We start from the raw sequence: 20,220 nt of genomic DNA, 5'->3' as shown, positions 1-20,220 counted from the left end.
CGGCTGCTCATCGGTTCTGGTCCGGGTTCCATTGGCTGTAGCCCTGTCCGCGCAGGAACTGCCACAAGCCGACGCACATCCCGGCCAGGGTCACCAGGACGAAGGCTGCCAGGCGAAAGGGCTTTGGCAGGCGATGGCGCACGTCGAGCAGGCCGGCAATGGCGACGGCGTAGCCCAGCAACTGTGCGGCGAGGGTCAGGCGATACAGGCCGGGCTCGGCGGCCAGCCACAGGTTGGCCAGCAGCAGCGGCAGCAACAGCACCGGCGCCAGTCGGCGGATCAGCTTGTGGCTGATCAAGGCGATGGCATACAGGCCATGGCGCAGCGGATTGAGCAGCTCGCGGCGTGCGGCCAGGCTTTGCAGGCCGCCGACGGTGACCCGCTGACGTCGACGAAACTGCTTGTCGGCTTCATCGACGCCCTGGTCCATCACCACGGCCTCGGGGACATAGACGATGCGCTTGCCGGCTGCCGGGGCACAGGTGCTGATGAAGAAGTCGTCATTGACCCGGGGCGGAATGGCTTGGTACAGCTCCCGGCGCAGAGCCAGCAGGGCACCGTCGGCCGAGACCATGCAGCCGGTGCGGTTCTCGACCTTGCGTAACCAAGCTTCATAGTGCCGGTAGAGGCTGTCGCCCAAGCTCAGACCCTTGCCAGGGTTGGGGATGATCATGTGCCCTGCAGTGCCGCCGACCCGGGGATCGGCAAAAGGCGCCAGGAGCAGGCCGAGGGTGTCGCCTGCCCACTGGTTGTCAGCGTCGGTGAACACCAGGATATCGCCGCGGCAGACACTGACCGCCGTGTTCAGTACGGCGGTCTTGCCCAGGCGCGGCAGGTCCAGGACCTGCACCCGAGGGTCGCGCACGCCGCGTGCCAGTTCCACCGTGCGGTCGCTGGAGCCATCGCTGGCGACGATCACCTGCAGCTCGGCACTCTGGTAGTCCTGGTCCAGCACGCTGCGCAGCTTGTGCTCGATATGACGCGCTTCGTTGTGCGCGGCGATTACCACGCTGATGCGCTGTGGTGGCAGTGGCGGCGGGAGGTGCCGGCGAAACAACGGAGCTGCCAGGGTCAGCAGCACGGGGTAGCCGACCCAGGCATACAGAGGGAGCAGCAGGCACAGCCAGAAAATGATCTCAGCCACGGGCGGGCCTCCTTGCAGTGCGGTTGAACAGGCTGAGTACGAAGGCTGCCCCGGCCAGATGCAGGCGCAACCAGTGCAGGCCCCACAATTGCAGGCTCAGCAGCGGCTCACGATGCTTCAGGCTCTGACGCAGCGCCAAGCCGAGGGCAGGCAGGGCGCTGATCAGCAGGAACCCCAAGGCCAGGTGGGCGAAGCCATCGAGCAGGGCTGACAGCGCCAGGAGATCGAGTGCCCAGGCCACCAGCGACAGCAGCGGGAAACGCAGCAGACGCAGGCTCACGCCGTGGCTGCGCAGCAATTGCAGGTGACTGCCTTGGCGCCACATTTCCTTGCCCAGCCATTCGCTCCAGGAGCCTTCGAAGCCCCAGTGCAGCACCACCGGCTGGCGCAGAACGCGCAAGCGCGCACCGGCCTGGCTCAGGCGCAGGGTGAAGTCCTTGTCCTCGCCGGTACGCAGGCGTTCGTCGAACCCCCCGACCTGCTCGAACCAATGGCGGCGCATCAATAGGTTGGGAGTCGGCAGCCAGGTGCAGTCCTGCACCGTTTGTCCGGTGCGCAGGGTACGGCGTTGCCAGGCATGGGCGAACCAGGGTGCCTGCCGCGGGGTGTCGCAGTCGAGGGCGAAGACATCGCCTTCACCGCGGCGTTGCAGGTCGAGCAACAGGCTCAGCCAGTTGCCAGGGACTTCGATGTCGGCATCGAGAAACGCCAGCCAGTCGCCTGAACAGGCGTGGGCGCCATGGTTGCGCAGGGCGCCGATACTCACACCGGGCAGGCTCAGCAGTGTGGCACCGTGCTCAAGGGCTATCTGCGGGCCGTTGTCGCGGGAACCGTTGTCGACCACCACCAGTTCGCAGCCGACCCCGGCAAAGCCGGCGGCGCGGCGGGCGGCATCGAGGGTGCGGCCAATATGCTGGGCCTCGTTGAACATGGGAATGACGATGCTCACCAAGTTCATCGAGCTCCCTCCTTACCCCTGGGTTCCTGGGCCTGGCGCACGACCACGCTCGACAGCGCCAGCATCAGCCACAGGTACTTGTGCGCCGGGACGCTGAGGAACATCAGGAACAAACCGATGGCCAGCATGCTCATGGTCAAATGGGTCATAAGGTCGGCGTTGTCCCGATCACCGCTGGCGCGCAAGGTGGCGCGTGCGTGCCAGAAGTTGCGCACGGCCAGGACGATCATGCCGACGAACAACAATCCGGCCGGTATCCCTTGTTCGGTGAACACTTCCAGGTAGGTGTTATGGGCCCGTCGGTAGAGATCGGTGGTCTTCGCGCGGAAACCGGCGAACGCCTTGGAGAACCCGGTTTGCGCATAGTGCAGGGGGAAGGTGCCTGGCCCTGTACCGAGCACAGGGCTGTGGCTCAGCATTTCCTTGCCCACCACCAGGTAGGACGAGCGTCGACCCAGGGATTCGTCCTTGTGGGCGTTCACGCCGGCTTTGAGTTGAACCAGGGTCTGGATGCGCTCGATGTAGCCGGCAGGCATCACTGCGGCGCCCAGCGGCAGCACAATGGCCAGGCCGAGCATGGCGAAGCCGAGGTGACGCGGGCGAATGTGCGTCAGCTGCTCGCGATAGTTGTACAGCACGATGCCAGCGCTGATCAGCAGCACGACCAGACCCGAACGTGATTCGGTCTTGGTCATGCCGGCCAGCAACAGCAGGCAGCAGGCGATCCACAACAGGCGCAGCGCCAGGGGGCGGGTCTTGATCGCCAGCCACAGGGCGAGGGGCAGGGCGATGGTCACCAGCAGGGCGAAGGCGTTGGGGTCGAGCATGGCCGAGGCGCGGCCCTGCTCCTGGTAATGGGTGGAGAACAGCGCGAACAGGCAGATCACGCACACGCTGAGGGTCACCAGCCGCGCCAGCATCGGCAGGTTGAGGTCGCGCCCGGCCAACAGGGTGATGATGAACACCACCAGGCCCACCAGCAGTTCGCGCAAGTGGCCGACCGACAGTTGCAGGTTGTCGCTGGTCCACAGGCTCAGCAGATAGAGCGCCATGAACGGAACCAACAGCCGCCAGTGGCTACTGCGCAGGCGCTCGACCGGCAGTTGGCGGATGGCCAGTTGCAGGCTGAGGATCAGCACCAGGCCGATGCCGACCAGCTTGGCGACCGACAGCAGGCTGTCCTTGAGCAGACCCTCCAACGGCACCAGGGTGGCGATCGCCAGCAAACCCCAGGCCGGCTTGCGGTACAGCACCAGGGCCCCGGCCAGGCCCAGCACCCCGGCCGGTGCCAGATAAGGATAGGGGCTGGCCAGCAGCCCCAGACATAGCAGGCCGACCAGGCCCACCAGCGACAGGGGGATGATCATGCGACAACCTCCTCGGGCGTGCCCCGGTATACCTGCGCCCAGCGCTGCGCCAGGGTCGGCAGGTGGTAGTGTTCGCGTTGTGTCTGACGGGCACTGGCCACCAGTTCTGCAGCCTGGGCCGGGTCTTCGAGCAGCGCGCGCAGGTGTTCGCCCAGTTCGTCCACCGCCAAGGGCGCGGCCAGCAATCCGCTGCGGCCATGCTCGATGACGTCAGGGATACCGCCCACGCCGAAGGCCACCACCGGCACGCCGACCTGCATGGCTTCGAGCAGGATCATCGGCGTGCCTTCGGTTCGCGAGCTGATCACCAGGGCGTCGAGGCGTGTCATCCACGGCCGCATATCACGCTGGAAGCCGGGCAGGGTGATGCGGCCTGCGAGGCCGGCGGCTTCGATACGGGCCTGCAGCACATCGCGCTCCGGACCTTCGCCGAGCATCACGGCGTGGGCCTGGGGGTAGCGCTGGCACAAGGGGATCAACGCGTCGAGAAACAGGTCCGGGCCCTTTTCATGACTCAGGCGCCCGACGTAGGCCGCCAGCCAGGTACCGCCTGGCTGGCCCCAGTGCCGCTCATCGAAGGCATAGGGCGATGCCGGCAAGCCGTTGGGAATGACGTGCAGCTTGCGCGCCGGCACGCGTGCGTCGCGGTGAATGCGGGCAATGCTCTCGGCTACGCAGACGACCTGTCCGATGGTTGGCGTGCGGCATAGTTGCAAGCTCAACCAGGTGTAGAAGTGTTGCTTGCGGCTGCGTGGGGTGAATCCATGCTGGGTGGCGATCATCGGCACGCGCAACAGGCTCGCCGCCAGCCAGCCGTAAACCAGTCCCTTGAAGTTGTGGCTGTTGAGTAGCACGCCCTCGGCGCGCAGCCGGCGCAGATGCGCCAGCAACTCGCCAAGGTCCGCGCAGGCGTGGCAGTCCACCCCCGCTTCACGGAAACGCGCCACCAGCTCGGCCGGGGCATCGAGGAACAGCACCCGGTGCCGGCCTGGCGTGGCCAGGCAATGGTCCAGGAGCATGCGCTCGGCACCGTAGAACCCGCCGCTGCTGAGCAGGTGCAGGATCGGCCGGGCGCAGCCCTGCACGGCGGCGTTCAATTGCGCACCCAGTGCACCAGCCGCGGCAGAGTCCAGGCCTTGTGCGGGTTGGGCAGGGCCGGGGTCTGGTCGTTGATCACCAACAGCACGGGCAGGTCGAGCTGGTGGGTGATCTGCGCCGGATGCTTGAAGCGGCGATCGAAGAACTCACGCACGTAGACGATGGCGATCGCCAGCAGCAGACCGGTCACCAGGCCGAACGGGATGATCAGGCCAGGCTTGGGGAACGCGGCTGCAGTTGGCTCGTAGGGCGCGCTGAGGATCCGTGCGTTGGACTGACTGCCGTCGAGCAGACCCTGGCCACGGCTCTCTTCGTAGCGTTGGGCATAGGTGGAGAAGGCTTTGTGCAGCGCCTCGATCTCGGTATCCAGCTGCCGGGTCTTGCTCTGGGTTTCACGCAGTTGGTGGATGCGGTCCTTGTACTCGGCGATGCGCTGGGTCTTCTGATCGATCACCTGCTGAGTCACAGCCAAGTCCTGTTGGCGTTCGCGGATGCGGTTGCCGACGATCTTGAGGAACTGGCCACGCAGCTTGGCGATCTGTTCGCGGGCCATCAGCATCTGCTCGGAGCCTGGCTGGAACACGGTCAGGTCGGCGTTGTAGCGTGCGGTCTGGGTGGTCAGTTGCTCGCCGAGCTGCTTGATCTCGCGGTCTTCGAAGGCGACGTTGTCGACGGTGGTGGTGAAGGTGTAGGGGAAGGCGTAGTCCAGCATCTTGGCTTTGCTGGCAGCGGCCAGGTTGGTCTGCAGGTAGTCGAGCCATTGGCTGTTCTGCAGTTGGCGATCGCGTTGCAGGTTGAGCGCTTGCTCCTCGGTGTTGATGGCGTTGAGGCGGAAAGTGATCTCTTCCTTGGGGTCGGACGAGCCAATGGCCGTGAGCAGACCCAGGCGCTGGCTTTCCAGATCGCCGAGGCGCGCCTGGTAGTGCAGTTTCTTCTGCTCGTAGAACGCTTCGGGCAGTTCGTTGGACTGCAGGTCCTGGCGATTTTTCAGGAAGTTGTCCAGCAGGCGGGCGACGAACAGCGTTCCGAGCTTGGGATCCTCGGCGCTGTACACCACCGAGATGACGTTCGATCCAGGCAGGGTCTCGACCGTGAGGTTCTTGACGGCCTGCTCGGTCAGCACGTCCAGCTCGGTGTCGCGGCTTTCCTCCGGCTTGCTGGCGAACAGACGCTCGACCGGCGCGACCACGGCATTGTGCAGCGGCGTGAAGAGCGTGCGCTGCAGCAGGCCGGGCTCGGTTTGATAGTGACCTTCCTTGCGCAACTGGTTGATGGTTTCACGGATCAACGTGGGCGAGCGCAGGATATTGCTCTCGGTCTCCATGTCGGCCAGCGATGGCGGGATGAACTGGTCGGCCTCCTGGGCCAGCGCCGAGCTGGTATCGCTTTGCGAGAGCTTCTTGGACTGTACGATGACCTCGGCGGTGACGTCGTAGCTCTGCTTGAGCAGCAACGGCAACAGCACCGCGATCACGGCGAAGGCCAGGAACACCCGCTTCACCAACTGGCGGTTGGCGAAGAAGATGCGGAAGAACTCGTGCACGTAGTTTTCTTTCGGTTGCGTGATCATGCCGGGCTCCCCCTGTCAGTTGTCGCTGTCTTTGTCGTCGACGCGGTAGCTGAAGCTGAAGCCCCAGCCCTGGAACAGCACGACATCGGCCAACTGCCGGGACAGCTCGGCGGCGCTGGCAAGTGTGGTCTTGGGTACGTACAGCATGTCTTCGGGCTGCAGGTAAGCGAGGTTCTGGCTACCGCCTGCCAAGGCCTTGTCGACGTCATAGTTCACGGCATGCACGGTGTTGCCCTCCCGGCGCATGATCACCACTGAGCCGAGCTTGGCCTTGAGGGTCGGGCCGCGGGCCAGGGTCAACGCCTCGAGTACCGAGACCGGACGGCGGATCGGGAAGGCGCCGGGCTGGCCGACTTCGCCGAGCACGTAGATCTCGTTGCCGGCGGTGGACTTGAGCAACACGTCGACGGTCATGCGCCCCGGCAGGCTGGCGTAGCGTTCATTGAGGTAGTCACGCAACTGGTTGACCGTCATGCCTTGCAGCGGCACGGAGCCGATCTCCGGGAAGGTCGCGCGGCCGTCGCTGCCCACCGTGATGTCCCGGCTCATGCCGGTGCCGGGGTGGGTGAGGGTGTTCTTGAGTTGCACCTCGCTGGTCATCGGGCTGAGTACCCGTACGGTGACCTGGTCGCGGTTGTTCTGGAACACCCGTTTGTTACGGTAGGCCTCACGGATCGCCGTCTCGGCGTCGGCAGTGGTCAAACCCTCGACCCGTACCGCCGAGTTGGTGCTGGGCAGGGTGATGGTGCCGTCGGGCTGCACCAACTGACTGCCGTTGAGGCCGCTGGCGGCCATGAAGTTGAGGTCGACGGTGTCGCCGGACTGGATACGGTATACCCCTGACGAGCTGTTGGGGATGTGGAAGATCACTTCCAGCACGTCCTGTGGGCGCAGTACCTGTTCGCGCTTGGCGACCTCGGTGGCCTGGCTTTCGGCCGCCGGGGCGGTGAGGATCTGTACCGGCATCTCGCGGGTCTGCTGGCTGGCGCAGCCGCCCAAGGCAAGCAGGCACAAGGCAATCGATGGGTATCTCATGGTCTTCTCCTGTATCGGCCTAGAGGTTGTCGTACAGCCACTTGGGCATGTAGTACTTGCGCTTGTTGAACACGCTGCCGATCAGCCGCGCACCGGCCTGGGTCAGGCGTTGGGCGGCGGCCTGGGCCACTTCCCAGCGGGTTTCTTCGGCGCACACCACCAGGATCACGCCATCGACCAGCGAACCGATCACCAGGCTGTCGGCACTGGCGTACACCGCCTCGCCGTCGATCACGACGAAGCGGTAGTGGTCACCGAGCTGCTGCAGCAGAATGCGCAGGCGTTCCGGGTCGAGCCGCTCGCGCCCTCTGCGGAAGATGCCGCCGGGCAGGATGTCGAACGGCTGGTCAGCCAGGCGCACGATGCAGTCCTGGGCCAGTGGCGGGGTGTCCTGGTCGAACAGCAGGTCGGTGAACCCGCGCAGCTTGCCCAGGCCCAATTGCTGACTGAGGCTGGCGCCGCTGTTGCTGCTGTCGATCAACAACACGCTGCCCGCGCTCATCATCGCCAACTGATTGGCGAAGACCAGGCTGCTGGTGCTGGTGCCGCTGCCGGTATTGGCCGCGGTCAGCAGCAAAGTGCGCTGGTCGAGGTCGAGGACAGTGGCGGTGAGGTTGGTCTCGCTCGGGGTGGCGACACTCAGGCTTCTCGAAGTAGAACCGTCCATCTCAACTTGCTCCGTGGCCAGTGAAGACTTTGAACGGAGTCTTGAGCAGGATCTTCAGATCCAGCACGGGGCTCTGTTCGTTGATGTAGCTCAGGTCGAGCTCGACGCGTTGGTCGAAGTCGATGTTGCTGCGCCCGGAGATCTGCCAGAGGCCGGTCATGCCGGGATGGATCGACAACCGCGCGAGGTGGTTGTCCTTGTAGCGGTAGGCGTTGAACGAGGTGGGGCGGGGGCCGACCAGGCGCATGTCGCCGGTGACCACATTGATCAGGTTGGGCAGCTCGTCCAGGCTGCTGCGGCGCAGCCAACTGCCCACCGAGGTGATGCGTGGATCCTTGTCGATCTTGAAGTCGATGGCGTCGGCGCCGTGCTTGTTCAGGTGGCGGACCGAGTCTTTCAGCGCTTCGGCGTTGGCGACCATGGTGCGAAACTTGAACATGCCGAACACGCGGCCGCGGTAGCCGGTGCGTTTCTGCACGAAGAACACCGGGCCTTCGCTGGAACCCTTGATCAGTGCAGCGAGCACGAGGAAGACCGGCGACAGCAGCAGTAGCAGGACAAGCGCCGCGAAGCACGACAACACCCGGTTGGTGCGCGACAGGGTCCAAGGCCGGCCACCGATGCGGCCGGTTAACCAGCCGCGGCCTTGCATGTGGATGGCAGCATCGATGCGCTGCCGATGCGCTGGGTCCATCCGTTTATCCTGGTACAGCGCCTGCAGTTGCGCGCTTCTGGGTTGTCCCGTCATACCGCCCTCCGTTGATCCGACTGCTCGCCTGCGCGGTTGGCCTGGGGGCCATTGGGCGAGTAGTAGTCTTGAAACCAGGCGACGAACCGCCTGAGCCCTTCATCCAGTGAAATACGTGGGGTAAAGCCGGTGACCTGGTCCAGGGTGGTGGCATCGGCGCAGGTCGCCAGTACATCGCCCGGTTGCAGAGGCAGCAGCTCGATCACGGCATCGCGCTGCAGGTGTTTTTCCAACAGCGCCAGGTAGTCGAGCAGTTCAACCGGTCGCTGTCCGCCGATATTGAACAGGCGCCAGGGTGCATGACTGGTGGACGGGTCCGGCTGCATCGCGTCCCAGTTCGAGTTGGCGCTCGGTGGGTGGGGCAACAGGCGTACCAGGCTCTCGACGATGTCATCGATGTAGGTGAAATCGCGCTGATGGCGACCGTAGTTGAACAGTTGGATCGCACGCCCCTGGCTGATCGCCCTGGCGAATTGCATCGGCGACATGTCCGGGCGCCCCCAGGGGCCGTAGACGGTGAAGAAGCGCAGGCCGCTGCACGGCACGCCGAACAAGTGGCTGTAGCTGTGGGCCATGGCCTCGTTGGCCTTCTTGGTCGCGGCGTACAAGGACAGGGGGTGGTCTACGGCGTCCTGGACTCGGTACGGGGTGCGCTGGTTGGCGCCGTATACAGAGCTGGACGAGGCGTACAGCAGGTGCTGTACCGGATGACGCCGACAGCCCTCGAGAATGTTGAGAAAGCCCGCAAGGTTGCTGTCGATATAGGCCTGGGGGTTCTGCAACGAATAACGCACGCCAGCCTGGGCGGCCAGGTGCACCACCACATCGGGGCGCTCCAGGGCGAATAGCCGGGCCACGCCGTCGCGGTCGCCCAGGTCCAGGTGATGCACCGCCAGGTCGCCGGCCTGCTCGCGGACCCAGCGCACCCGGTCATGTTTGAGGCTGGGGTCGTAATAGTCGTTGTAATTGTCCAGCCCCAGCACCTGATGGCCATCACCTAGCAGCCGCAGGCAGGTATGGGCACCGATGAAGCCGGCTGCGCCGGTGACCAGCACCTTCATGGCGCGCTGACCTGGGGCGTGACTTGGCGTAGGCCGATGCCACTGTAGAGCAGGCCATGGGCCGCCACCTGCTCGGGATTGTAGAGGTTGCGTCCGTCGATGATGACCCGCTCGCGCAACTTGCTGGCCAGCAGGGTGAAGTCGACCACCCGGAAGTTCTTCCACTCGGTGCAGATCACCAGGGCGTCGGCGTCCTGCAGGGTATCGTCACGGGTGGCGCACAGCTGCAGGTCGTCGCGGTAGCCGTAGAGGCGCCGGCATTCGTCCATCGCTTCCGGGTCGTAGGCACGTACCGTGGCACCTTCGGCCCAGAGCGCTTCCATCAGGTAGCGACTGGGTGCTTCGCGCATGTCGTCGGTGTTCGGTTTGAACGCCAGGCCCCACAGGGCGATCGACTTGCCGGCCAATTGACCGCCCAGGCGTTGCTTGAGCTTGGTGAAAGGCACCTGACGCTGTTGATCGTTGACGTCGTTGACGCTCTGCAACAGGCGCAGCGGCATGCCGCTGTGCGCGGCGGTATGCAGCAGAGCCTTGATGTCCTTGGGGAAACAGGAGCCGCCGAAGCCGCAGCCGGGGTAGATGAAGTGGTAGCCGATGCGCGGGTCGGAGCCGATGCCTTTGCGCACCGCTTCGATGTCGGCACCCAGGCGCTCGCTCAGGTTGGCCAGTTCGTTCATGAAGCTGATGCGCGTGGCGAGCATGGCATTGGCTGCGTACTTGGTCAGCTCGGCGCTGCGGTTGTCCATGAACATGAGCTTTTCATGGTTACGGCAGAACGGCGCGTAGAGTTCGGCGAGCTGGTCATGGGCCAGGGCATCGCGGGTGCCGACGATGATCCGGTCGGGTCGCATGCAGTCGGCGAGGGCGCTGCCTTCCTTGAGAAACTCCGGATTGGACACTACGCGCACCTGCAACTGCGCCTTGCCCAGTCGTTGCAACTCCTCCCGTGCCAGGGCCAGTACCTGGTCAGCGGTGCCGACCGGAACAGTGGACTTGATGATCAGGGTGCGGTCTTGCTCCATGAGTTCGGTGATCTGCCGAGTGACGCCCAGGACGTGGGAAAGGTCGGCCGAGCCGTCCTCGTCCGGTGGCGTGCCTACGGCGATGAAGATCAGTTCGGCATGGCTGACGGCATCGCTGGCTTGGGTGCTGAATGACAGACGCCCTTCGCGGATGTTGTCTTCGAGCATTTCCGACAGGCCTGGCTCGCTGATCGGCGGCACGCCCTGACGTAACTGGTTGATTTTGTGAGTATCAACGTCCACGCAGAGTACGCGGTGGCCTACGTCCGCCAACGCCGCCGCTTGTACCAGACCGACATAGCCGGTGCCAAAAACGCTCACGTCCATGCGCATCGCCTCGCTGGATGAGTAATGGGGATGAAACAGATGTGATTTGGGTATAGCTCAGCCTTTCGAAGTTGCGTCAAAGCAATGGCATGTTTCGTCTCATTTACAAGCGCTGAGCGATAGGGCGAAATGCCAGCAACCCGTTGTCAATCTGAGGGTTAGCGCTGAAAGCTAGTGGCAAATGGCCGAAGAAATAACCGATGAACGGCTGTAGGCCACGTAAAATGTGGCTTGTAGGTAATAGAGAGTGCCAAGGATGAGACACTGATGGCGCCAAATTCTGGCGTTGTGATATCGCCGGTAAATTGACATTTTCGACTTGTGGATTGTGTCTGGACTGCTACGGTTTGAGGAGAAATCGATGACCGTGAGGGTCCGGGACATGCGCGGCTGGGTAAAGATTCTGTCGGTGGTTGTGTATCTGGCCAGTTTCCAGGGGTATTACATCGAGCGCATCGAAGCTCTTGGCGTGGGCCTGCCGCTGCTGCTTTACCTGGGTGTATTCGCGGTTCTCGCGGCGGCGTTGCTGCTCGCTGCGTGGACGAGGCCGGCGCCGTTGCGCTGGGCGTTGGCGCTGGGATTTGCGCTGAGCGCCGTGTTCATCGACGCGTACACCCGCATTACCGACTCCTATATGACCTACAGCGCTTTCGTGTCCATGGTCTACGCTGGCGGTTTCGTACAGGAAGCCTTGCAGCAATACCACTACGCAATCGCCATGGCGCTGGCCAAGGCGCTGCTGTTGTTGTTGGGCCTTGGCCTGCGCCCAGGCCCTGCGCCCCGCTTGCTGCCAGCCTGGCTGCCGATTGCCGCGCCGGTGCTGGCACTGGCGCTGTTGGTGACCATCTTGTTCGTGCGCGCAGGCGAAGGCGCCCGGGGGCTGCCCGTGATGTACACACCGCTGGCCTACTTGAGCCTGATGGGTTACGAAACCTTGCATGCCAGTGTCGGTCCGCGCCAGCCGGTAAGCCTGCCGCGCACGACAGCTCCCCTGGCTCGCGACATCGTGCTGGTAATCGATGAAAGCATCGCTGGCAACTACCTGGACATCAACACCCCGGCCGGGGTGAGCAGCCACTTGAACCGACCACAGCCCGGCGTGGACATCGTCAATTTCGGCTATGCCGCCTCCATTGCCAACTGCAGCGCCGATACCAATGTCACGTTGCGCTACGGCGGTACCCGTGAGGATTACCTGCGCATCAACTCGACCCAGCCATCGATCTGGCAATATGCCAAGGCAGCGGGGCTAGGCACGGTCTATATCGACAGCCAGCGTACCGGTGGGTACCTGCAGAACCTGATGACCGAGGCGGAAAAGCGCGACATCGACCAATTCATCCAGTTCGACGACACCCCGGTGGTGCAACGCGACATGGCCGCGGTGGCGAGTCTGGTGGCGTTGCTGGCCGATGGCAAGCCGCAGCTGATCGTGATCAACAAGGTCGGCGCGCATTTCCCCGTGCATGACAAGTACCCCGACGATTTCATGACGTACCGGCCAGCGCTCCCCCGCGGGCGGTTTACCGACGTCACCGATATCGGCACCCGCGATGGGTTCGATGGCCGACCCCAGGATTGGGTCTTGTATCGCAACAGTTACCGTAACAGCCTGCAATGGAACGTCGGCGAGTTCTTCCGGCGTCTGTTCGCTGCTGGTGACCTGAGCCAGGCAGTGGTGATCTACACCTCCGACCATGGGCAGGACCTGCATGAACGTGGCAACCCTGGGCTGAACACCCATTGCGACAGTGACCCTGTGCCGGAGGAAGGTTTGGTGCCGTTGCTGGTGATCCAGGGGCAAGGCCTCAAGACCCTAGACTGGCAGGCGCACCTGGCCCATAACCGCAATGCCTCCAGCCACTACAACATCTTCCCGACCTTGTTGCGCTTGATGGGCTACGACCGCACCGGGGTGGCAGCAGCCTATGGCAAGGCCCTGGATCAGGTGACCGACGATCCGTTCACCTTCAACGTGCGCTTCAATGCGCGTTTGGGGGCCAAGCCAGACTTCCGTCACATCGACCTGGGGCAGGTGGTGACCCCTGAGCCGGATCAGGGAGTGACGGCGGTGCGCTGACGTGTCATTGCCCGCCTTGGCGGCGATGTTCAGCCGCCATGCAGTGCCCGGAAACTGCTGGCCTCTTCGACCAGCCAGTCATGCACCGCCCGGGCACCTGGCTGGGTCAATCCGCCGGGTGAGTAGTGCAGCATGTAGCGCTTGTGGTTGGCGATGGGCACGCCGAACGGCACGATCAGCGCCCCGCGCTCCAACTCGTCGTTGAGCAGGGTGCGCCGGGCGATCGCCACACCGATGCCGGCGATGGCCGCTTCGATCGTCAGGTGGTTGCGGTTGAACGTGTGGCCCCGGCGGACGTCGAGCCCGTTGGCCCCGATGCCCTCCAGGTAGAACTCCCACTCGGCGTATTCCGAGCTGCCTCGCCAGGCGGTCATGTCGTGCAGCAACGGGTAATGCACCAGGTCCGCCGGACCATGTAGGGGCGGGCGGCCGCGGAGCAGGGCCGGCGAGCAAACTGGAAAGATCTGCTCATCCAGCAAGGGCGTCGACAACATGCCGGGGTAGCTGCCGTCGTTGAGGTCGATGGCCAGATCGAAATCTTCAGGATCCAGGGCTTGGGCGCTGTCTTCGGCCACCAGACGCAATTCGATATCCGGGTAGCGCTGCTGGAAGCGTGGCAGGCGCGGGGTCAGCCACTTGGCCAGGAACGAAGGGATCGAACGCAGGCGCAAGGTGCCGCGGATTTCGCCAGCGTCCAGGCGCAGCAACTCCGCCTCGATGCTGCCGTAGGCCTGGGTCACGGTCTGTGCCAGGCGCTGGCCTTCGGCACTCAGCTCCACGCCGCGTGGCCGGCGCAGGAACAATGGGTAGCCGAGGCGTTCTTCGAGTTGGCGCATTTGCTGGCTGACGGCACCGGGAGTGATATGCAGCTCCTCGGCGCAGCGGGTGAAGGACAAGTGCCGGGCAGCACAGGAAAACACGTGCAGCCAGACGAACATCTGGCCATTGAGTTGGCGTCGCATCGTTTAGCTCTGCTAATAGCTCGCTTAGGAAGTTTCGTTGGTCATTGCTGAAAGTGCGCGTCAGTATGGCGCCATTCGGCAATCCTGCCCAGATTTTCTACGGAATCGTCGCGGCCGAAAGTGGTCGCCTCGATCAGGCATTAGTATGGCTATCAGTGTTTTTGATCTTTTCAAGATTGGCATCGGTCCTTCCAGTTCTCACACGGTGGGTCCGATGCGGGCTGCCGCGACCTTTGCCCAGGCATTGCGTGAGCAGGATCTGTTGACCCAGGTTGGCCGCGTCGAAGTCTGTCTGTATGGCTCGTTGTCGGCTACCGGAGTCGGCCACGCGACCGACCGCGCCTGCCTGCTGGGGCTGATGGGGCAATGGCCGGACCGCATCGACCCTGCCAGCATCGATTCACGCATCGCCCAGGTGTTGCAGGAGCGCTGCCTTATCCTCGATGGTCGCCAGCCGGTGGTGTTCGATTATGACCGGGACATGCGCCTGCTCGGCGAAGACCTGCCGTACCACCCCAACGCCATGAGCCTGCACGCCTATCGCGGCGAGGTCTGCCTGTTCAGCCAGACCTACTACTCGATTGGTGGTGGCTTCATCGTCGAACAAGCCGAGATCGATAGCCCGCTGAACGACGCTGCTGCAGTGCATCTGCCCTATGAATTCGCCAGTGGCGCCGAACTGCTGGCGCTGTGCAAGACCCACGGCCTGAGCGTGAGCCAGCTGATGCTGGCCAATGAGTGCGCCTGGCGACCTGAGACCGAGGTGCGCGAGGGCCTGCTGCGCATCTGGGCGGCGATGAAGGAATGCGTGGTCAATGGCTTGCGCAACGAAGGCGTGTTGCCAGGTGGCTTGCAGGTCAAGCGACGTGCCGCGCGGCTGCACCGCAGCTTGCAGGAACTGGGCAAGCCCAACGTGATCGGCTCGACCCTGAGCGCCATGGAGTGGGTCAATTTGTATGCCCTGGCGGTCAATGAAGAAAACGCCGCCGGCGGGCGCATGGTCACCGCGCCGACCAATGGCGCTGCCGGCATCATCCCGGCAGTGCTGCATTACTACATGAAGTTCAATCCGCAGGCCTGCGACGACGATGTGGTGACCTTCCTGCTCGCGGCAGCGGCGGTGGGCATTCTGTGCAAGAAGAATGCGTCGATCTCCGGCGCCGAGGTCGGTTGCCAGGGGGAGGTGGGGTCGGCCTGCTCGATGGCCGCGGCGGGCCTGGCCGAGGTGTTGGGTGCGTCCCCGGCGCAATTGGAAAACGCCGCGGAAATCGCCCTGGAGCATAACCTGGGGTTGACCTGCGATCCTGTGGGCGGTCTGGTCCAGGTGCCGTGCATCGAGCGCAATGCGATCGCAGCGGTCAAGGCGATCAATGCGGTGCAAATGGCCCTGCGCGGCGATGGCGAACACTTCATTTCGCTCGACAGGGTCATTCGCACGATGCGTGATACCGGCGCGGACATGCATGCCAACTACAAGGAAACCTCCAGAGGCGGGCTGGCGGTCGCGTTCGTCGAGTGCTGAAGGGACGGCGAAGGGCGCCGCGCTATGTGGGCAGCCAATTTAATGGCGCCACTCGTGCTTCATCTTCACGATGAATTGCCGGTCGTCGGTTTATTGACTTGCGCACTTGGCGCTTCTTTCTCATGAACGCTACACCTATAGGTGGCACATTGCCTTGACCGCCGTTCAGACGAAGGATTCGACCCATGCGCCAGGACAGTTATCGTTCGGATATCGATGGGTTGCGTGCCATCGCGGTGCTCGCGGTGTTCCTGCATCACCTGAGTCCTGGCTGGCTGCCTGGCGGTTTCATCGGGGTCGACATTTTTTTCGTCATCTCCGGCTACCTGATCACTTCGCAGGTCTTCCAGGAGCTGCGTGAAGGCAGTTTCTCGCTCAAACGTTTCTATCAGCGCCGGATCAATCGCATCGTGCCGGCGCTGTTCACGGTGCTGCTGGCCTGCGTGCTGGTGGGCAGCGTGCTGCTGTCGCCGGTCGACCTGATTCGTCTTTACCACAATGCCTTGTACGCTCTGCTGGGTGTTTCGAACCTGTTCATCTGGCTCAAGTACGGTAACTACTTTGCTGCCGATGCCAGTGAAGCGCCGCTGTTACACACCTGGTCGCTGGGTGTCGAGGAGCAGTTCTACCTGCTCTGGCCGCTGATGGTGCTGCTGGTGTACCGCTTCGCGCCGCGTTACCTGCTGTGGTTGCTGGGCGTCGGCGTGGTGCTGGCGGTCGGCTTTTCCGAGTACGCCACCGGTATTTTCGCCACCGCTGCCTATTACCTGCTGCCAACCCGGTTCTTCGAGTTGATGCTCGGTGGCTGGTTGGCGATCTGGCACGTGCAACATCGGCCAAAGGTCGGGGCAGGGCAGTCCCTCGCGTGCACGGTATCGGGCTACCTGGCGATCGCCGCGCCACTGTGGATGCTGAATGAGCAGTCGACCTTTCCAGGCTTCAACGCCCTGTGGCCGTGCCTGGGCACTTTGCTGCTGATCCAGGCGGGCAGTGGTGGCGGTCGCTCGCCGTTGCTGGCCAGTCGGCCCATGGTGTTCATCGGCCTGGTGTCGTATTCGCTGTACCTGTGGCATTGGCCGCTGATCGCCTATTTGAACTACCTGGAAGTGCCGATGAGCGTGGGCCTGGCGCTGCTGGTGATGGCGCTGGCGTTGCTGCTGGCTTGGTTGTCCTGGCGTTACGTGGAAAAGCCGTTTCGCCGTTCGGGTGTGCAGCTATCGTTTCCGCGGGTGGTTGTGCGGCGATTCGCCCTGCCGGTGCTGGGGCTAGCCGTGCTGGCGGGCGTTGGACAGTGGCTCGATGGCTTTCCCCAGCGGTTCAGTCCGCAAGTCCTGGCTCTGGAGGCCATGACGCTGGACAAACCGGCACAGAACCGGCGCGGCTGTCATGTGCCCAATGCCCTGTATCGCACCGAGCCGAATACCGACTGCCGCCTGGGCGCGAAAAAGGCGGACCTGGACGGCATCATGGTCGGTGACTCGTTCGCCAATCACTTCACCGGCATGGTCGACCTGTTGGCCAAGCGCGATAACATCAGCCTGATGGACTACACGCTGGACTCCTGTCCTCCGATCCTCGGTTACCGCGAGCGCATGCCGGCGGTGTACGCCGACCACTGCGCGTTGCGTAACCAGCGGGTATTCGAACTGATCGAACGCAACCGGTACCCCTACGTAGTCTTGGCCGGCAACTGGCCGCCAGACGAAGCGTCCGGAAGGTTGGTCGAGGCCAGCCTGGAGAAGGCGGTGGCAGCCAGCGGTGAGGTTATCGTCATCCTTGATAACCCCATGATCGAGAAGGGGGCGACCTGTCCGATCCGCCAGTTGATGTTCGGCTTGACCGATGCCTGCACGGTGGCACAGCGCAGCCGGCCGCAATATTGGGGGCATGTCAAAGCGCGCTTCACGAATATCCGTTTCATCGACCCTGACCAGGTGATCTGCCAAGCAGGCCAGTGCTCTCCGATGATCGACGGCAAGCTGCTGTATCTGGACCCTGCGCACCTCAATGCGGTCGGCTCGCGCTTCATCGGACAGACCTTACTGGCGCGGGGCTATTCGCTGCTCAAGGATCCTGAAGAAAAGACCATTGAGAACAAGGGGTTGAAGGCGGCTCTTTAACCGATCTGGAAGCACCGTTGGAAGTTAAGGTAAATTATTAAGCTATCCGTAAAAACATATTAGAAACAGTAATTTGCAAATCGTTTCTAATGTTATTTATTGGTTGTCAGCTCAGCATTTCCCTCATCCGATACCACAGCATTCCAAGCGCCAGCAGCGGTGAGCGCAACGCTTTGCCGCCGGGGAACGTCAGATGCGGTACCGCACTGAACACGTCCAGGCCCTGACTCTGGCCAACGGCGATCGCTTCGGCCAGCAGTTTTGCCGTCCAGTGTGTGACATTCAGGCCGTGCCCTGAATAGCCTTGGGCGTAGTACACGTTGGGATGCTGGCGCAAGCGCCCGACCTGGGGGAAGCGGTTGGCGGTGATGCCGATCATTCCACCCCACTGGTAGTCGATGCGCACCTCGGCCAGCTGTGGGAACACCTTGAGTACCTTGGGCCGCATGTACGCGGCGATGTCCTTCGGGTCTCGGCCCGAATAGTGGCAGGCGCCGCCGAACAGCAGGCGGCGGTCGGCGGTGAGGCGGTAGTAGTCCAGGCCGACCTTCTGATCGCACAGGGCCATGTTGCGCGGAATCAGCGAATCGGCGAGGGCTTCGGGCAATGGTTCGGTGGCCACCACATAACTGCCAGCGGGGAGCACCTTGCCGCTCAGGCGCGGCTCCAGTTCCTCGAGATGGGCGTTGCAGCCCAGTACCAGGCTCTGCGCACGCACCTTGCCGCGCGCCGTATGCAGCGTCACGCTGGACCCGTGGTCGATGCGCAGCACCGGACTCTGCTCGAAAATACGCACGCCCAAGCTTTGCGCTATGCGTGCTTCACCCTGTACCAGGTCCAGCGGATGCAGATGGCCTGAGCCCATGTCCACCAGGCCTCCGGCATAGAGGTCGCTGGCGACCACTTCGTGCACACGGTCGGCGGGGAGCACTTGGGTTTCATGGCGATAGCCCATGTCCGCCAACGCCTCCTGCTCGGCGCGCAGCGCCTCGAATTGTGTGGGCGTGTTGGCCAGCTCGCAAAAGCCCCAGCGCAGGTCGCAGGCGATGTCGTACTGGGCGATGCGCCGAGCGACCAAGGCCACCGATTCGATACCGGCCTGCTGCAGGTACGCCACACCGTCTTGCCCGACATGCCGGGCGAAGCCGCTGACGTCGTGACCGATGCCGCGGATCAACTGCCCGCCGTTGCGTCCGCTGGCACCCCAGCCGATACGCCGGCCTTCGAGCAGAACCACCGACAGTCCACGCTCGGCCAGCTCCAGTGCAGCATTGACCCCGGTGAGGCCACCGCCGACCACGCACACGTCGGCCGTCAGCTCACTGTCCAAGCGGGGGTAGGAGGAAGCGTCACGCGCGCTGGCGGCATAGTAGGACGCAGTGTGTTGGGTGGCATGGGGCATGGTGGCTCACTCGGCTCAGCGGTTGGACTTGATCTTGCTCCAGGAGCGGGTCATCACCCGCATGATCTTCGGGCTCGGGGTGCTGGAGATGTAGAGCTTGTCGAGTACGTCTTGGGGCGGATAGATCTCGGGGTTGTTCACCAGCGAGGCGTCCATGTAGGCCTTGGCATCGGGGTTGGCGTTGGCGTAGCCGACGGTGGCGCTGATCTTGGCGATCACTTGTGGGTCGAGCAGGTAGTTGATGAATGCCAGGGCTTGCTCGGGGTTGTTGGCGTCCTTGGGGATGGCCAGCAGGTCGAACCACAGGTTGCTGCCTTCCTTGGGAATGCTGTAGGCGACTTTGATGCCGTTTTTCGCTTCCACGGCGCGGTTGGCCGCCTGGAAGACGTCGCCGGAGTAGCCGAAGGCCACGCAGACGTTGCCGTTGGCAAGGTCCGAGACGTACTTGGAAGAGTGGAAGTAGGTGATGTAGGGACGCAGTTCGAGCAGGCGCGCCTCGGCCTTGGCATAGTCGGCAGGATTTTCGCTGCGTGGGTCGAGGCCAAGGTAGTTGAGCATGGCCGGGAACAGTTCGTCCGGCGAGTCCATGAATGCCACGCCGCATTGCTTGAGCTTTTTCAGGTTCTGCGGCTCGAACAGCACGGCCCAGGAGTCGATGCGGTCGATGCCCAGGGCGGCCTTGACCTTGTCGACGTTGTAGCCGATGCCGTTGGTGCCCCACAGGTAGGGCACGGCGTAGCGGTTGCCGGGGTCGTTCTGTTCGAGCTGCTTGAGCAGTTTGGGATCGAGGTGTTTCCAGTTCGGCAGCTTGCTGCGGTCAAGCGGCATGAACGCCCCGGCCTGGGCCTGACGACCGAGGAAGTGGTTGGAAGGCACCACTACGTCATAGCCCGTGCGTCCGGCCAGCAGTTTGCCTTCCAGGGTTTCGTTGGAGTCGAACACGTCGTACACCACTTTGATGCCGCTGCTGGCCTGGAAATCGGCCAACGTCGTATCGCCGATGTAGTCGGTCCAGTTATAGACGCTGACGCTCGGCTCGGCCTGGGCGGCCGCTGTGAACAGCAGGGTGAATGCTGCGGGAATCAGAGCTTGCAGTTGACGCATGACGACACCTCGTTGGTCTTGTTCTGGATGCAC

At 63.4% G+C, this 20,220-nt stretch carries 16 protein-coding genes; 3 read left to right on the top strand and 13 right to left on the bottom strand.

What is annotated here, in order from left to right:
* Window positions 1-7 precede the first annotated feature (7 nt).
* From E2H86_RS01460 to E2H86_RS01415, 10 genes are read right to left on the bottom strand one after another with little or no spacing between them, the layout of a single operon-like run.
* A complete protein-coding gene (locus tag E2H86_RS01460; protein ID WP_133324081.1) occupies window positions 8-1,144 on the bottom strand; it encodes a glycosyltransferase family 2 protein in 1,137 nt (378 codons plus the stop codon).
* Window positions 1,137-2,102, bottom strand: coding sequence for a glycosyltransferase (locus E2H86_RS01455; protein ID WP_133324080.1), 966 nt, complete (start codon window positions 2,100-2,102; stop codon window positions 1,137-1,139). Before E2H86_RS01455 ends, E2H86_RS01460 begins: the two co-directional genes overlap by 8 nt.
* Entirely contained in the window at window positions 2,099-3,469 is a 1,371-nt protein-coding gene (locus tag E2H86_RS01450) for an O-antigen ligase family protein (protein ID WP_133324079.1), read from the bottom strand. The genes E2H86_RS01455 and E2H86_RS01450 overlap by 4 nt, the downstream gene beginning before the upstream one ends.
* The gene (locus tag E2H86_RS01445; protein ID WP_243744018.1) at window positions 3,466-4,566 is read right to left on the bottom strand and encodes a glycosyltransferase family 4 protein; all 1,101 of its coding nucleotides are present in this window, start codon (window positions 4,564-4,566) and stop codon (window positions 3,466-3,468) included. Before E2H86_RS01445 ends, E2H86_RS01450 begins: the two co-directional genes overlap by 4 nt.
* Window positions 4,563-6,137, bottom strand: a complete 1,575-nt coding sequence (locus tag E2H86_RS01440; RefSeq protein ID WP_133324078.1) for a GumC family protein — start codon at window positions 6,135-6,137, stop codon at window positions 4,563-4,565. The genes E2H86_RS01445 and E2H86_RS01440 overlap by 4 nt, the downstream gene beginning before the upstream one ends.
* Window positions 6,138-6,152: 15 nt before the next feature.
* Window positions 6,153-7,172 carry a polysaccharide biosynthesis/export family protein gene (locus tag E2H86_RS01435; protein WP_133324077.1) on the bottom strand — a complete coding sequence of 340 codons (1,020 nt, stop codon included), beginning with the start codon at window positions 7,170-7,172 and terminating at the stop codon, window positions 6,153-6,155.
* Window positions 7,173-7,191: 19 nt separating this feature from the next.
* A complete protein-coding gene (locus E2H86_RS01430; protein WP_133324076.1) occupies window positions 7,192-7,839 on the bottom strand; it encodes a CpsD/CapB family tyrosine-protein kinase in 648 nt (215 codons plus the stop codon).
* A 1-nt stretch (window position 7,840) separates the two neighbouring features.
* The gene (locus E2H86_RS01425; RefSeq protein WP_133324075.1) at window positions 7,841-8,587 is read right to left on the bottom strand and encodes a sugar transferase; all 747 of its coding nucleotides are present in this window, start codon (window positions 8,585-8,587) and stop codon (window positions 7,841-7,843) included.
* A complete protein-coding gene (locus tag E2H86_RS01420; RefSeq protein ID WP_133324074.1) occupies window positions 8,584-9,648 on the bottom strand; it encodes an NAD-dependent epimerase in 1,065 nt (354 codons plus the stop codon). Before E2H86_RS01420 ends, E2H86_RS01425 begins: the two co-directional genes overlap by 4 nt.
* Window positions 9,645-10,997, bottom strand: a complete 1,353-nt coding sequence (locus E2H86_RS01415; RefSeq protein ID WP_133324073.1) for a UDP-glucose dehydrogenase family protein — start codon at window positions 10,995-10,997, stop codon at window positions 9,645-9,647. The genes E2H86_RS01420 and E2H86_RS01415 overlap by 4 nt, the downstream gene beginning before the upstream one ends.
* A gap of 382 nt (window positions 10,998-11,379) precedes the next feature.
* Here E2H86_RS01415 and E2H86_RS01410 point away from each other — a divergent pair, with 382 nt between their 5' ends.
* The gene (locus E2H86_RS01410; protein ID WP_133324402.1) at window positions 11,380-13,077 is read left to right on the top strand and encodes a sulfatase-like hydrolase/transferase; all 1,698 of its coding nucleotides are present in this window, start codon (window positions 11,380-11,382) and stop codon (window positions 13,075-13,077) included.
* A 29-nt stretch (window positions 13,078-13,106) separates the two neighbouring features.
* Here the strand turns inward: E2H86_RS01410 and E2H86_RS01405 are convergent, their stop codons facing one another.
* Entirely contained in the window at window positions 13,107-14,039 is a 933-nt protein-coding gene (locus E2H86_RS01405; protein ID WP_133324072.1) for a LysR substrate-binding domain-containing protein, read from the bottom strand.
* 145 nt (window positions 14,040-14,184) lie between these two features.
* On the opposite strand from E2H86_RS01405, the gene E2H86_RS01400 reads away from it, so the two are divergent.
* Window positions 14,185-15,561 carry an L-serine ammonia-lyase gene (locus E2H86_RS01400; protein WP_133324071.1) on the top strand — a complete coding sequence of 459 codons (1,377 nt, stop codon included), beginning with the start codon at window positions 14,185-14,187 and terminating at the stop codon, window positions 15,559-15,561.
* A gap of 185 nt (window positions 15,562-15,746) precedes the next feature.
* Window positions 15,747-17,681, top strand: a complete 1,935-nt coding sequence (locus tag E2H86_RS01395; protein WP_133324070.1) for an acyltransferase family protein — start codon at window positions 15,747-15,749, stop codon at window positions 17,679-17,681.
* 106 nt (window positions 17,682-17,787) lie between these two features.
* Here E2H86_RS01395 and E2H86_RS01390 read toward each other — a convergent pair whose 3' ends face one another.
* Entirely contained in the window at window positions 17,788-19,083 is a 1,296-nt protein-coding gene (locus E2H86_RS01390) for an NAD(P)/FAD-dependent oxidoreductase (protein WP_133324069.1), read from the bottom strand.
* Window positions 19,084-19,098: 15 nt separating this feature from the next.
* Complete coding sequence (locus E2H86_RS01385; RefSeq protein ID WP_133324068.1) at window positions 19,099-20,187, bottom strand: polyamine ABC transporter substrate-binding protein; 1,089 nt, start codon at window positions 20,185-20,187, stop codon at window positions 19,099-19,101.
* Window positions 20,188-20,220 lie beyond the last annotated feature (33 nt).

Source organism: Pseudomonas putida, assembly GCF_004357765.1.
GTDB lineage: Bacteria > Pseudomonadota > Gammaproteobacteria > Pseudomonadales > Pseudomonadaceae > Aquipseudomonas > Aquipseudomonas putida_U.
The sequence above is the reverse complement of the archived record's forward strand: the minus strand, read 5'-3'. Positions and strand labels throughout refer to the sequence as shown.

Bases quoted from the DNA above. Each gene is read 5' to 3' on its own strand.
- E2H86_RS01455 (WP_133324080.1), bottom strand. From the start codon at position 2,102: ATGAACTTGGTGAGCATCGTCATTCCCATGTTCAACGAGGCCCAGCAT.
- E2H86_RS01450 (WP_133324079.1), bottom strand. From the start codon at position 3,469: ATGATCATCCCCCTGTCGCTGGTGGGCCTGGTCGGCCTGCTATGTCTG.
- E2H86_RS01440 (WP_133324078.1), bottom strand. From the start codon at position 6,137: ATGATCACGCAACCGAAAGAAAACTACGTGCACGAGTTCTTCCGCATC.
- E2H86_RS01435 (WP_133324077.1), bottom strand. From the start codon at position 7,172: ATGAGATACCCATCGATTGCCTTGTGCCTGCTTGCCTTGGGCGGCTGC.
- E2H86_RS01430 (WP_133324076.1), bottom strand. From the start codon at position 7,839: ATGGACGGTTCTACTTCGAGAAGCCTGAGTGTCGCCACCCCGAGCGAG.
- E2H86_RS01425 (WP_133324075.1), bottom strand. From the start codon at position 8,587: ATGACGGGACAACCCAGAAGCGCGCAACTGCAGGCGCTGTACCAGGAT.
- E2H86_RS01420 (WP_133324074.1), bottom strand. From the start codon at position 9,648: ATGAAGGTGCTGGTCACCGGCGCAGCCGGCTTCATCGGTGCCCATACC.
- E2H86_RS01415 (WP_133324073.1), bottom strand. From the start codon at position 10,997: ATGGACGTGAGCGTTTTTGGCACCGGCTATGTCGGTCTGGTACAAGCG.
- E2H86_RS01410 (WP_133324402.1), top strand. From the start codon at position 11,380: ATGCGCGGCTGGGTAAAGATTCTGTCGGTGGTTGTGTATCTGGCCAGT.
- E2H86_RS01405 (WP_133324072.1), bottom strand. From the start codon at position 14,039: ATGCGACGCCAACTCAATGGCCAGATGTTCGTCTGGCTGCACGTGTTT.
- E2H86_RS01400 (WP_133324071.1), top strand. From the start codon at position 14,185: ATGGCTATCAGTGTTTTTGATCTTTTCAAGATTGGCATCGGTCCTTCC.
- E2H86_RS01395 (WP_133324070.1), top strand. From the start codon at position 15,747: ATGCGCCAGGACAGTTATCGTTCGGATATCGATGGGTTGCGTGCCATC.
- E2H86_RS01390 (WP_133324069.1), bottom strand. From the start codon at position 19,083: ATGCCCCATGCCACCCAACACACTGCGTCCTACTATGCCGCCAGCGCG.
- E2H86_RS01385 (WP_133324068.1), bottom strand. From the start codon at position 20,187: ATGCGTCAACTGCAAGCTCTGATTCCCGCAGCATTCACCCTGCTGTTC.